The sequence below is a fragment of the Micromonospora sp. genome (assembly GCF_048594385.1).
GTDB classification, from domain to species: domain Bacteria; phylum Actinomycetota; class Actinomycetes; order Mycobacteriales; family Micromonosporaceae; genus Micromonospora; species Micromonospora wenchangensis.
This window is the reverse complement of sequence record NZ_JBMDWU010000387.1, coordinates 1-13,353: the sequence shown is the minus strand read 5'-3', so window position 1 is coordinate 13,353 and position 13,353 is coordinate 1. Positions and strand designations below refer to the sequence as shown.

The following is a 13,353-nucleotide window of genomic DNA, read 5'->3' as shown; positions in this document are numbered from 1 at the left end:
ACCCCTCACACCCACCGTCCAGGACGGTACCGTGCGAATCATGGAGAACCCGCTGACCCCCGAGGTCCTGGCCGATCCGGTGGCACTGACCCGCGCCCTCGTCGACATCGAGTCCGTCTCCCTCGACGAGAAGGCCATCGCCGACTGTGTCGAGGAGGTGCTGCGCCGGGTGCCGCACCTGAGCACCTTCCGGCACGGCAACACCGTGATGGCGCGGACGGATCTCGGCCGGTCCTCGCGGGTGGTGCTCGCCGGGCACCTGGACACGGTGCCGCACAACGACAACTTCCCGTCGACCATGCGCGGGGACCTGATGTACGGCTGCGGCACCTCGGACATGAAGTCGGGAGTGGCCTTCGCCCTGCACCTGGCGGTGACCCTGCCCGACCCCCGGTACGACGTGACGTACTTCTTCTACGAGGCCGAGGAGATCGAGTCCCGGTACAACGGGCTCACCCTGGTCGCCGAGGCCCACCCGGAGTGGCTGCGGGCCGACTTCGCGGTGCTGCTGGAACCGACGTACGGCATCGTGGAGGCCGGCTGCCAGGGCACCATGCGGGCGATCGTCACGGTGCCGGGCGAACGCGCCCACGTGGCCCGCTCCTGGCGCGGGGTCAACGCCATCCACGGCGCGGGCGAGGTGCTCCGCCGCCTCGGCGAGTACCAGGCCCGGCGGGTCACCATCGACGGCTGCGACTACCGCGAGGGCCTCAACGCGGTTCGGATCGACGGCGGCGTGGCCGGCAACGTCGTTCCCGACCGCTGCGAAATCGAGATCAACTACCGGTACGCCCCGGATCGTGACCCGGCGGCGGCCGAGGCGCACCTGCGGGAGGTCTTCGCCGGCTACGACCTGGCGATCACCGACGCGGCGGCCGGGGCTGCCCCGGGACTCGACGCGCCGGTGGCCCAGGAGTTCCTGGCGGCCGTGGGCGCCGCCCCGATCGGCAAGCTGGGCTGGACCGACGTGGCCCGGTTCGCGGCGATGGGCATCCCCGCGCTGAACTTCGGTCCCGGCGACCCCAACCTCGCCCACCACAGGGACGAACACGTCGAACTCACCAAGATCCGCGACGGCGCCGCCACCCTCCACCGCTGGCTGACCCCCGCCTGACTCCCCCACCCCACCCCGGCCCCGCCCCGCCCCGGGTTCGCCCCGGTGATCAAGAGGGTTGCGTCATCGAGAGCGCTCTCCCGTGACGCAAACCTCTTGATCACCGAGTGCGGCAACGCCGTGGCGGAGGGTTGGCGGGGCTGGGGTGGGTGTGGTGAGGCCCCCGGGGTCGGGGGACCACGGGGGCCTCGGTACGTACGCGTGGAGCGTGGGCCGGCCAGGGGTGTGAGGCGGCGTGCCGGTCGGGTGGTGCGGGCCGGGGCTCCGGCCGGGTGACGCGGGTCGGGCCGGTCGGGTCAGACGCTGGTGAGGCGGGGATTGTCCGGCTCGGTGGGCTCGACGGACGGAGCGGCCGGCTCCACCGGCACCTCCAACTGTCGGGCGCGGCGGCGCTCGGCCACCACCTCGTTGATCCTTCGCTGCATCTGCCGACGGATCCGCATCCGTTCGTTGCTGCTGATCACGCTTGCTCCTCCCCCGAAGGCGCGCGCCGGGCCATACCCGGTATGTGAATAGTAAGACGTACGGGCGACAGAATTAGTTGCCCAAGATCGCGAACTTTTTCTGCGACCCGTCGGCCGGCACCGCCCTGACGTGCGTCTCCACTACGGTGGCTGTCATGAGTCAGACCAACGGGCGGCAGTCGGGCCGCGATCCGGAGCGGCACCGGGGGGCGGTCACGCTGCGCCGTGGCGCGATCCCCACCAGCACTGCCGACCAGCGGTTACTCGACTCCCGGGGGCGCAGCGACTGGAAGACGAAGGACGCCTGGCGGGCGCTGCGCATCCTCGCCGAGTTCGTCGAGGGTTTCGACACGTTAGCGGATCTGCCGCCCGCGGTGAGCGTCTTCGGCTCCGCCCGTAGTAAACCCGACAGTCCCGAGTGCCGGCTGGCCGAGGAGTTGGGCGCGGGCCTCGCACGGGCCGGTTACGCGGTGATCACCGGCGGTGGCCCCGGCGTGATGGAGGCGGCCAACCGGGGGGCCAGCGAGGCCGGCGGCCTCTCCGTCGGGCTGGGCATCGAACTCCCCTTCGAGCAGGGGCTCAACGACTGGGTCGACCTGGCCATCGACTTCCGCTACTTCTTCGCCCGCAAGACCATGTTCGTCAAGTACGCCCAGGCGTTCGTCGTGCTGCCGGGTGGGTTCGGCACCATGGACGAGCTGTTCGAGGCGTTGACGTTGGTGCAGACCGGGAAGGTGACCCGGTTCCCGGTGGTGCTGATGGGCACCGACTACTGGCGGGGGCTGCTCGACTGGCTGCGGGACAGCATGGCCGCCGAGGGCAAGATCGGCCCGGTGGACCTGGAGCTGATCTGCCTCACCGACGACGTGGACGCCGCGGTCCGGCACATCGTTGAGGCCGAGGCGGCGCTCGCCGCCGACCAGGAGGCGGTCCGCGAGGCGGCGGTGGCGCGTACCGCCGCCGACCAGCAGGCCGCCCGCCGGGCCGCCGACACCACCACCCCCTCCCCGGGTACGGCGTCCAACGGCACCGGGTCCGGTGGCGCGGGCCGGGGCATCGTCGACGGTCGGGAGGGCTGAGCCGGTGGCGGCGATCTGTGTCTTCTGCGCCTCCTCCCGTACCCTCGACCAGCGCTGGCTGGAGTTGGCCGCCGAGACCGGCGCGGAGCTGGCCCGGCGCGGGCACACGCTGGTCAGCGGCGGCGGCTGCGTCGGCATGATGGGCGCCCTCGCCGACGGGGCCCGGGCGGCCGGCGGACGCACCGTCGGGGTGATCCCGCAGGCGCTGGTGGACCTGGAGGTCGCCGACCTGGCCTCGGATGAACTGCTGGTCACCGACAGCATGGCCAGCCGCAAGACCATCATGATCGAGAAGTCGGACGCGTTCCTCACCCTGCCCGGCGGACTGGGCACCCTGGACGAGCTGTTCGAGGTCTGGACCACCGCCACCCTGACCATGCACGCCAAGCCGATGGTGCTGGTCGACACCGACGGCTTCTACCGTCCGTTGCTCGACTGGCTGGCCACCATCACCGACCAGACCTTCCTCAAGCCGGCCGGCCTGGACCTGCTCACGGTCACCCCGACCGTCGCCACCGCGATCGACGCCCTGGAGGCCCGGCTGCCCTGACCGAGGGGCCGGGCCGGGCCGGGGCATGCCGCGCGGGTCCGCGCCGGGACACGCCGCGCCGGGTCGGACCCGGGCGGGGTGGTGCGGTGGGTGGTGTCGTACCGGCGTGGTGGGATGTGGGGGTGCAGGGGTACCGGCTGGTGCGCCGACCTGCCGGACCGGGCCCGCAGGACGGGCGGTCCGCCGCGAGCGTTCGGGGGGACGGTCGGCACGGCGGGCCGGCCGAGGGGCCGGGTCGGGCCGGTGCCGGCGTCGAGGGGGAGCCGCGGCCCGGAGGGTCGGCGGGCGATGCCGTGCGCCCCGACGGGCGGCGGCACGATCCGCTCCAGGCGCAGGTCGTGGCGCACACCGACGGGCCGATGCTGGTCCTCGGCGGGCCGGGCACCGGCAAGACCGGCACCCTGGTCGAGGCGGTCGCCGCCCGGGTCGCCGAGGGGGTCGACCCGGAACGCCTGCTGGTGCTCACCTTTAGCCGCCGGCAGGCCACCGGGCTGCGGCACCGGATCGAGGCCCGGATCGCCGCCGACGGCCACCGGGTGCTGCGGGAACCGCTGGTACGCACCTTCCCGGCGTACGCCTTCGGGCTGCTGCGCCGGGCCGCCGCCGAGCGGGGCGAACCATCCCCCCGGCTGCTCACCGGCCCCGACCAGGATCTGATCATCCGGGAGCTGCTCGACGTCGTCGGCGGTGAACCCGGCGACGACCCGGTCGGCTGGCCGGACGACCTGCTCCCCGCCCTGCGTACCCGGGCGTTCGCCGCCCAGCTCCGTGACCTGCTGATGCGGGCCGCCGAACGCGGCGTCGGGCCGGTGGAGCTGGCCCGGCTGGGGGAGAAGCTGGGCCGCGCCGACTGGCCGGCCGCCGCCCGGTTCCTGCGGGAGTACGTCGCCGTCCTCGCCCTGCGCGACGTCGGCAACCGGGGTTCCGTGGCGTACGACCCGGCCGAGCTGGTGCGGGCGGCCACCGGCATGCTCCTCGACGATCCGGAGCTGATGGCGGCCGAACGCCGTCGGCTGGCCCACGTCTACGTCGACGAGCTGGCCGACACCGACCCGGCCCAACAGGACCTGCTGGCCGTCCTGGCCGGCGGTGGCCGGTCCCTGGTGGCGTTCGCCGACCCGGACTCCTCCACGTACGCCTTCCGGGGTGCCGACCCGGCCGTGGTGACCGCCTTCCCGCACCGGTTCCGCACCGCCTCCGGGGCACCGGCGGCGCAGGTCACCCTGACCACCTCGTACCGGGCGGGTGCGGTGCTGCTCGGGGCCACCGGTCGACTCGCCCGGCGGCTGCGCGGCCCCGCCGGGCACCGGCGGCTGCGGCCCCTGCCCGACGCGCCGCCCGGCAGCGTCGAGGTGCGTACCTTCCGCTCGGCCACCAGCGAGGCCGCCTGGCTGGCCCACGCGCTGCGCTCCGCCCACCTGCTCGACGGGGTGCCCTGGTCGGCGATGGCGGTGCTGGTCCGCTCGACCCACCTGCACCTGCCGTCGCTGCGCCGGGCGCTGCACACCGCCGGGGTGCCCACCGTCGTGCACGGCGAGGACCTGCCGTTGCACCTGCAACCGGCGGTCGCCCCGCTGCTGCTCCTGCTGCGCTGCGCGCTCGAACCGGCCCGGCTCGACGAGGAGTCCGCGATCGCGCTGCTGCACTCCCCGTTGGGTGGGGCCGATCCGCTCGCCGAGCGGCGGCTGCGGCAGGGGCTGCGGGCACTCGCGCTGGCCCGGGGCGATCGGCGGCCCTCCGGCGAGCTGATCGTCGAGGCGCTGGCCGACCCGGCGGAGCTGGCCGGCATCGAACGGCGCTGGGTCGAGCCAGCCCGTACGGTGGCGGAGCTGCTCGCCACCGCGCGGACGGCGGCGGCCGTGCCCGGGGCGACCGCCGAGGACGTGCTCTGGGCGGTGTGGGACGCCAGCGGTCTCGCCGAGCGCTGGGCCGGGGCGATCAACCGGGGGCGGGCGGCCACCGGGGAGCACGAGACCGCCCAGCGCTGGCGGGCCGAGGCTGCCGACCGGGACCTCGACGCGGTGCTGGTGCTCTTCGACGCGGCGGCCCGGTTCGTCGACCGGTTGCCCGGCGCGCGCACCGAGGTCTTCCTCGACCACGTCCTCGGCCAGGACCTGCCGGCCGACACCCTGGCGGCCAGCGCCGACCGGGGCGAGGCGGTCCGCCTGCTCACCGCGCACGCGGCGAAGGGCCTGGAGTGGGACCTGGTCGCGGTGGCCGGCGTGCAGGAGGGCGTCTGGCCCGACCTGCGGTTGCGGGGCAGCCTGCTCGGCTCCGAACGGCTGGTCGACGTGCTGGTCGGCCGGGCGGACGGCACCGGCACCCGGGCCAGCCTGGTCGGCCAGACCTCCGCCCTGCTCGACGAGGAACGCCGGCTGTTCCATGTCGCGGTGACCCGGGCCCGGCGTCGGCTGCTGGTCACCGCCGTCGCCTCGGCGGCCGTCGGCGGCGACGACCACGAGGAGCAGCCCAGCCGCTTCCTGCACGAACTCGGCGTCACCGACCAGGACGGAAACGGCCCCACCGGAGATGGCCCCACCCCGATCGCCCCCGACGGCAGCCCCACCCCGGGCTCGCCCGGCGGCGGGCCCGGTGAGGGCGGCACGGGGGATGAGACGGCCGAGGGGGAGCGGGGTCACGCGGCCGACAGCGGACCGGGTCGGTCATCCGACGGGATCCCCGGGAAGACGGGCGAGATCCCCGGGAAGGTGGGCGAGCAGCCACCCGGGATGGCGGTCGGGGACCTGCCCGGCGGGCCCGGTGAGGACCCGGCCGGGGAACCGGGGGAGGGCTCGACCCGGGAGCTGCCCGTCGGGCGGCCACCCCGGGCGCTCACCCTCTCCGCGCTGGTGGCGGAGCTGCGTACCGCGATCGTCGATCCGGCGGCGTCGGTGGCCCGGCGGCGTGCGGCGGCGGCCGAACTGGCCCGGCTGGCCGCCGCCGGCATCCCCGGCGCGCATCCCGACGACTGGTGGGGCCTGCGCAGCCTCTCGGACGACCGGCCGCTGGCCGACGAGGGCGAACCGGTGCGGGTCACCCCGTCGGGGATGGAGAGCGCGCTGCGGTGCAGCCTGCGCTGGCTGCTCGAACGGCACGGCGGTAGCGGGCCGGCCAGCGCCGCCCAGGGCGTCGGCAACCTGGTGCACGCCGCCGCGATGCTGGCCGAGGACGCCAGCGCCGACCGGACGGCCCTGCTGGAGTACGTGGCCGCCCGGTTCGACGCGATCGAGTTGGCGGCCCGATGGATGGTCGGTCCGGAACGGGAACGCGCCGAGGCCATGGTGGACAAGCTGCTGCGCTGGCTGGCCGGCAACCCGCGCCGGCTGCTCGCCATCGAACACGAGTTCGCGGTCCGCCTCGACGACCCGACCCGTCCGATCGAGCTGACCGGCCGGGTCGACCGGCTGGAGGTCGACGCCGACGGTCGACTCGTGGTGATCGACCTCAAGACCGGCAAGTCGACGACGGTCACCGAGCGGGAGGTGGCCGAGCATCCGCAGCTCGGGGCGTACCAGGCGGCGGTGGAGGCGGGCGGGTTCGCCGAGTTCGGCGACGAGGCCGGGGGTGCGGCGCTGGTGCAGCTCGGCACCGGCGCGAAGGACGCCCGCGAGCAGACCCAGGCCGCCGCCGGGCAGGGCCCCGAGGCGGGCTGGGCCACCGCCCTGGTCCGGCGCACCGCCGATACGATGGCCGCCTCGACCTTCGCCGCCGTCGCCAACGCGAAGTGCCGGGTCTGCCCGGTGCGGACCAGCTGCCCGGTCTCCGGTCAGGGCCGGCAGGTCGTCGAGCCGCCGGCGACCGGCGAGCACCGGGCGGGCGGGGAGTGAACGTGTCGGCCGCGCCGCCGACGACCGGGCGGCCGGGGCCGCGGTGTGCGACGAGGGGAGAGCGGTGACCCAGCCGACCCTGTTCAGCGCCGCCACTCCCGCGCCGCGCACCGCCGACGCCGGGCCGCGCTACACGCCGGTGGAGCTGGCCCGGCTGCTGCGGCTGCCCGCCCCCACGACCGAGCAGGCCGCGATCATCGCGGCGCCGGTCGCGCCGCTGCTGGTGGTGGCGGGCGCCGGTTCGGGCAAGACCGAGACGATGGCCGCCCGGGTGGTCTGGCTGGTCGCCAACTCCTACGTCCGCCCGGAGCAGATCCTCGGGCTGACCTTCACCCGCAAGGCGGCCGGTGAGCTGGCGCACCGGGTGCGTACCCGGCTCGACCAGCTGGTGCGGCGGCTCGGGCGGCGGGCCCGCAACCCGCTCGACGATCCGCTGGCCGGTGAGCCCACCGTCGCCACCTACCACTCGTACGCGGGGCGGATCGTCACCGAGCACGGGCTGCGGGCCGGCTACGAGCCGACCACCCGGCTGCTCACCGAGGCGTCCCGGTGGCAACTCGTCGACCTGCTGGTGCGCAACTACGACGGCGACATGGCCGAGGTCGACCGGATGCCCAGCACCATCACCGACGCCGTGCTCGCCCTGGCCGGCGAGTTGGACGAACACCTGGTCGACCCGGACACCCTGGCCGCCTGGACGGGCCGGTTCTTCGCCGAGGTGCAGTCCCACCCGGGCCGGGTCTACGCCGACGTCCGCAAGGCCCTCCAGCTGCAACGCACCCGGCTGAAGCTGCTGCCGCTGGTGCGGGCGTACGCCAGGCGCAAGGACGACTTCGAGGCGATGGACTTCGCCGACCAGCTCGCCCGCGCCGCCCGGGTGGCCCGCGACCACCCGGCGGTCGGCGCGGTCGAGCGGGACCGGTACCGGGTGGTGCTGCTCGACGAGTACCAGGACACCAGCCACGCCCAGGTGGTGCTGCTCAACCACCTGTTCGGCGGCGGTCACCCGGTCACCGCGGTCGGCGACCCCTGCCAGTCGATCTACGGTTGGCGGGGGGCCAGCGCCGGCACGCTCGACCGGTTCCCCACCGACTTCGCCCGTGCCGACGGCACCCCCGCCGGGGCGATGAGCCTCACCACGAGCTGGCGCAACCGGCCGGAGATCCTCGGGGTGGCCAACGCGCTGTCGGTGCCGCTGCGCGCGGCCGGCGCCCGGGTGCCGGAGCTGCACGCCGCGTTGAGCGTCCGCGACCCGATCCCGCACCGCAGCCCGCGCGGGCGGGCCGCCGGCACCGTGCACTGCGCGCTGCTGCCCACGTACGTCGACGAGGCGGGCTGGATCGCCGACAGCGTGCTCGCTGCCTGGCGGGGGGCGGCCCGGATGCCCGGCGCGCTGCCCGAGCACATCCCGGTGCCGCAGCGGCCCCCCACCGCCGTGCTGGTCCGGGTCCGCAGCCAGATCCCGGCGATCGAGGCGGCCCTGCGGGCCCGGGGGCTGCCGGTCGAGGTGGTCGGCCTGGGCGGGCTGCTGGACACCCCGGAGGTACGGGACGTGGTCTGCACCCTGCGGGTGCTCGCCGACCCGACCGACGGCGCGGCCCTGCTGCGCCTGCTGACCGGGGCACGCTGGCGGATCGGGCCACGTGACCTGGTGGCCCTGCACCGGCGGGCGCGCGCCATCGCCCGCGCCCGCCGGGAGGTGACCGGCGACGACGGTCCGGAGATCGTGGTGGACGCCCTCGACGAGGCGACCCTGGTGGAGGCGCTGGCCGACCTGGGGCCGGCGCAGGCGTACTCGGCGGAGGGCTACGCGCGGCTGCGGTCGTACGGGATGGAACTGGCCCTGCTGCGCTACCGGCTGGACCAGACGCTGCCGGAGCTGATCGCGGACGTGGAACGCACCATCGGCCTGGACGTCGAGGTGGCGGTCCGGGCCGGCCGGGACGGCACCGGCGACGCCGGACTGGCCCGGGGGCACCTGGACGCGCTCGGTGACGTGGCGGCCCGGTTCAGCGGCGAGACCCCGGCGGCGACGCTCGCCGGTTTCCTGGCCTACCTGGCCGCCGCCGAGGACGAGGAGCGGGGGTTGTCCCCGGGCGAGGTGGAGGTGGTGGAGGGTGCCGTGCAGGTGCTCACCGCGCACGCCGCCAAGGGGCTGGAGTGGGACGTCGTCGCGGTCGCCGGGCTGACCCGGGGCGGCTGGCCCGGTCAGGTCCGCAACTCCGACCACTGGCTGGGCGGGCTCGGGGTGTTGCCGTTCCCGCTGCGCGGGGACGCCGACGGGCTGCCCGCGCTCGACCTGGCCGAGGTGACCGACCAGCGGGGGGTGGCCCGGGCGGTGGCCGACTTCACCGACGCCTGGCGGGCCCACGACGAACGCGAGGAGCGCCGGCTGGCGTACGTGGCGGTGACCCGCCCCCGGCGGCTGCTGCTCTGCTCCGGGTACTGGTGGGGCGAGGGGACCAAGCGGTTCCGGGGCCCGTCGGTGCTGCTCCGTGAGGTGTACGACGCCTGCCTGGCCGGTGGCGACGGACTGCTGATCGACGAGTGGGCACCCGAACCGGCAGGTGACGCGGTCAATCCGACCACCGCGCTGGTGTTGCGGGCGGAGTGGCCGGCCGACCCGCTGGGCCCGCGCCGGCCGGCGCTGACCGAGGCGGCGGCCCTGGTCCGCCGCTTCCTCGCCGACCCCGACGCGGCCCGCCGTGCGCTCGCCCCGGCCAGCGGTGACCTGGCTGATCCGCAGCCGGCGGGCCCGCAGGTGACGGGCGGGGAGGCGGCTGATCCGCAGGCGGCCGGTCCGGAGCCCGATCCGGAGGCCGATCCGGAGGTGGTGCGGTGGCGGCGGGAGGCGGACCTGCTCCTGGCCGAGCGGGCGGAGCTGCTGCGGCAGGCCGAGGCGGTCGAGGTGACGCTGCCCGACCACCTGTCGGTGACCCAGCTGGTGGCCCTGCGCCGGGACCCGGCCCAACTGGCCCGTACGCTGCGCCGGCCGATGCCCACCCCGCCCAGCCCGTACGCCCGGCGGGGCACCGCCTTCCACGCCTGGCTGGAGTCCCGGTTCGGGATCGACCGGCTGCTCGACGTGGACGAGTTGCCGGGTGCCGCCGACGCGGACGCCGCGCCCGACGGGGCGCTGGCCGAGCTCCAGGAGCGCTTCCTGGCCAGCGAGTGGGCCGACCGGGTGCCGGTGGAGGTGGAGGTGCCGTTCGCCACAGTGCTGGCCGGGGTGGTCGTCCGGGGCCGGATGGACGCCGTCTTCTCCCGCCCCGGCGGCCGGTACGACGTGGTTGACTGGAAGACCGGACAGCAGCCGACCGGCGCGGAGGCCGGGGTGGTCGCGGTGCAGCTCGCCGTCTACCGGCTGGCCTGGGCGGAGCTGGCCGGGGTGCCGGTGGACCGGGTGGGGGCCGCCTTCCACTACGTCCGGGAGGGGGTGACGGTGCGCCCGGCCGACCTGCTGGACGCCGACGGGCTGACCGCGATCATCGCCGGGTTGCCGGAAAATCCGGTGGGGGGTGGCGCGGCGGGAGATCCGTGGTAGGTTGTTCTTGTTGCAGTTTTGGTTTCCAGAGACTCTGTGTGCGCCTGGCGGATTGTGGCCCCAGGCGCTCTTTGTTGTGTCCGGAGCTCTCCGGGCGGGGCGACCAAAAACAACAGGCGATTCGCGCACCCCGCGCGGAGCGCTGCTCTTCGGGCCCGCAACAGGTGCGGGTCCGACGTTCCGTCAAGGAGACGAAACAGATGGCAATTGGCACCGTCAAGTGGTTCAACGCTGACAAGGGCTTCGGCTTCATCACCCCGGACGGCGGCGGCGCCGACGTCTTCGCCCACTTCTCGGCGATCCAGTCCTCCGGCTACCGGAGCCTGGACGAGAACCAGCGGGTCGAGTTCGAGGTGACCCAGGGCCAGAAGGGCCCGCAGGCGGAGAACATCCGCCCGCTCTGATCTTCGGATCGACCGGTAACACCCACCGGGTCCTCCGGACCTGGTGACGGACCGGTCCGCCGCGCCGCCCCCCGCTCCGGCGGGACGCGGCGTGCTGCGGCGGACCGGCCCGTATCCCATCGGTTCGTGCTTGTGAGTCCTCGACGGACTGCTCCGTCGGCGACCGCGCCGGCTCCCGGCGCCCTCCCTCGACACGTGCCGCGTCGAGGAAGGCATTCCGCATGACCATGACCATTCCCACCTTCGCCGCGACCGGCCTCGCGCCGGCGCTGCTCGCCGAGCTGACCAAGCAGGGCATCACCGAGCCGTTCCCGATCCAGACGGCCACCCTGCCGGATTCGCTGGCCGGCCGGGACGTGCTCGGCCGGGGCCGCACCGGCTCGGGCAAGACCCTCGCCTTCGGGCTTCCGCTGCTGCACCGCACCGCCGGTAACCGGGCCCGCCCCGGCCGTCCGCTCGCCCTGGTGCTGGTCCCCACCCGTGAACTGGCCGCCCAGGTCACCACGGCACTCACCCCGTACGCCCGGGCGCTGGGGCTGCGCTGTGTCACCGTGGTCGGTGGGCTCTCCCTGCAACGGCAGGCGGACGCCCTGCGCGCCGGTGCCGAGGTGCTGGTCGCCACCCCGGGCCGGCTGCACGACCTGATCAACCGGGGTGACGCCCGGCTCGACCAGGTCGCCATCACCGTGCTCGACGAGGCCGACCAGATGGCCGACATGGGCTTCCTGCCGCAGGTGACCAAGCTGCTGGAGCAGGTCGCCCCGAACGGCCAGCGGATGCTCTTCTCGGCGACCCTGGACGGCGGGGTGGACCGCCTCGTGCGCCGGTTCCTCAGCAACCCGGTGTCGCACTCGGTGGACCCGGGCACCGCCACGGTGACCGCGATGACCCACCACGTCCTGCACGTCGACGCGGCCGACAAGCCCGCCGCGCTGACCCAGATCGCCGCCCGTGAGGGCCGCACCATCCTGTTCATGGCGACCAAGCACCGCGCCGACCGGATGGCCCGGCAGCTGCTCGCCAAGGGCGTACGCGCCGCGGCGCTGCACGGGGGGAAGTCCCAGCCGCAGCGCACCCGCATCCTGGAGCAGTTCCGCACCGGTCAGGTGACCGCCCTGGTCGCCACCGACGTGGCGGCCCGGGGCATCCACGTCGACGGCCTCGACATGGTGGTCAACGTGGACCCGCCGACCGAGGCGAAGGACTACCTGCACCGGGGTGGCCGGACCGCGCGGGCCGGTGAGGCCGGTCAGGTGGTGACCCTGGTCCTGCCGGAGCAGCGCCGGGACGTCTCCCGGCTGATGAGCATCGCCGGCATCTCCCCGCAGTCGACCCAGGTGCGCCTCGGCGACGGCGCGCTGGCCCGGGTGACCGGTGCCCGTGAGCCGTCCGGCGTGCCGGTGACCATCGTCGTCCCGCAGCCCGCCCCGGCCGCCCGGTCCCGTGCCGGTGGCGAGGGCGGTCGGTCCCATGCTGCCGGTGGCGAGGGTGGCCGTTCGCGGGCCGCCGTCGGTGGCGGCGGCGAGGGTGGCCGTCCGCACCGGACCTCGGGCCGGTCCCGCCGTCCGCGTCGCCCCCGGACCGCCTGACCGCCGCGCCTTCCCGGTCCCGTCGCTGGCGCGCCCCGGGATCGACCGCTCGGCGGAGATCGACTCAACGGGGCCGATGTCGCGGTGTCGGCATGTTGAGGATGCCGCAACATCGCCTCACTTGAGTCGATCACCCTGGGCGGCGGCGGTCGGTTCGACCACTCGGCGGAGATTGACTCAAGTGGGTCGATGTTGGGGTGACGGCTGGCCGGGTGACCGCACCATCGGCCCAGGCGTGTTGATCTTGCAGCCGGGTGTGGCGCGGGGCGCGTGTCGTCGCAGTTCGGGGACGGTACGGGGTCGGGTGTGGACCCTCGGTGATCATGCGTCCGGGTCGGTCGGCTTGCCGGCTCTATTGCGTCCGATCGGTGACTGTTCCATTCGGCCCGACTGGTCGAAGCTTGCTCCCGGGGGAAGAACCGGCCGGCACGGCCGGGCACGGGAGGGGTGACCATGGGGGGCGACGCTGAGTCGGGAGCGGGGCGCGAGCTACTGGTGGTGTTCGCCGTAGCGGGTGCCGGGCTCCTGCTCGCCATGGTCGCGGCGTTCGCGCCCTGGCACCCGAGGCCGGGGCGCGCCGCCCCGGCCGGGCTGGTCGAACTGCACAGCCCCGACGAGGGGCGTCCGCCGACGGTCGAGCTGACCGCCGGCTGAGCCTCCCGCGGGGGCCGGTGGGGGCGGTGGGTCCGGGCGTCCCCGCCCCCCCGGGGGGGCGGGGGGGGCCACCGGCCGGCCGGCGGCCCCGGGGCTCCGGGGCCCGCCGGCACCCGGGCGCGGCCCGC

Annotated in this window: 8 protein-coding genes and 1 pseudogene; 8 read left to right on the top strand and 1 reads right to left on the bottom strand. The window is 75.1% G+C overall.

Annotated features, from left to right (window positions below):
* The first annotated feature begins 40 nt into the window (after positions 1–40).
* Positions 41–1,114 (top strand): succinyl-diaminopimelate desuccinylase, encoded by a 1,074-nt coding sequence (dapE, locus tag ACOJTC_RS20660; protein WP_204926765.1) that lies wholly within the window; start codon positions 41–43, stop codon positions 1,112–1,114.
* A gap of 296 nt (positions 1,115–1,410) precedes the next feature.
* On the opposite strand, the gene ACOJTC_RS20655 is transcribed toward dapE, so the two are convergent.
* A complete protein-coding gene (locus ACOJTC_RS20655; protein ID WP_204926964.1) occupies positions 1,411–1,578 on the bottom strand; it encodes a hypothetical protein in 168 nt (55 codons plus the stop codon).
* 155 nt (positions 1,579–1,733) lie between these two features.
* Here ACOJTC_RS20655 and ACOJTC_RS20650 point away from each other — a divergent pair.
* From ACOJTC_RS20650 to ACOJTC_RS20620, 7 genes and pseudogenes are all read left to right on the top strand, one after another.
* Positions 1,734–2,555, top strand: a pseudogene (locus ACOJTC_RS20650) (TIGR00730 family Rossman fold protein); the annotation flags it as partial.
* A 106-nt stretch (positions 2,556–2,661) separates the two neighbouring features.
* Positions 2,662–3,207, top strand: coding sequence for a TIGR00730 family Rossman fold protein (locus ACOJTC_RS20645; protein WP_420118106.1), 546 nt, complete (start codon positions 2,662–2,664; stop codon positions 3,205–3,207).
* Between the two features lie 122 nt (positions 3,208–3,329).
* On the top strand, positions 3,330–7,034 hold the full coding sequence (locus ACOJTC_RS20640) for an ATP-dependent helicase (RefSeq protein WP_420118118.1): 3,705 nt from the start codon (positions 3,330–3,332) through the stop codon (positions 7,032–7,034).
* Positions 7,035–7,098: 64 nt separating this feature from the next.
* A complete protein-coding gene (locus ACOJTC_RS20635; protein WP_420118105.1) occupies positions 7,099–10,578 on the top strand; it encodes an ATP-dependent helicase in 3,480 nt (1,159 codons plus the stop codon).
* Positions 10,579–10,778: 200 nt separating this feature from the next.
* Positions 10,779–10,982, top strand: coding sequence for a cold-shock protein (gene cspE, locus ACOJTC_RS20630; protein ID WP_007464836.1), 204 nt, complete (start codon positions 10,779–10,781; stop codon positions 10,980–10,982).
* Between the two features lie 221 nt (positions 10,983–11,203).
* A complete protein-coding gene (locus ACOJTC_RS20625) occupies positions 11,204–12,571 on the top strand; it encodes a DEAD/DEAH box helicase (RefSeq protein WP_204926769.1) in 1,368 nt (455 codons plus the stop codon).
* Between the two features lie 453 nt (positions 12,572–13,024).
* Positions 13,025–13,225 (top strand): hypothetical protein, encoded by a 201-nt coding sequence (locus ACOJTC_RS20620; RefSeq protein ID WP_088644250.1) that lies wholly within the window; start codon positions 13,025–13,027, stop codon positions 13,223–13,225.
* Positions 13,226–13,353 lie beyond the last annotated feature (128 nt).

Coding starts and splice junctions, on each gene's coding strand:
- ACOJTC_RS20620 (WP_088644250.1), top strand. CDS start 13,025: ATGGGGGGCGACGCTGAGTCGGGAGCGGGGCGCGAGCTACTGGTGGTG.
- ACOJTC_RS20625 (WP_204926769.1), top strand. CDS start 11,204: ATGACCATGACCATTCCCACCTTCGCCGCGACCGGCCTCGCGCCGGCG.
- dapE (WP_204926765.1), top strand. CDS start 41: ATGGAGAACCCGCTGACCCCCGAGGTCCTGGCCGATCCGGTGGCACTG.
- cspE (WP_007464836.1), top strand. CDS start 10,779: ATGGCAATTGGCACCGTCAAGTGGTTCAACGCTGACAAGGGCTTCGGC.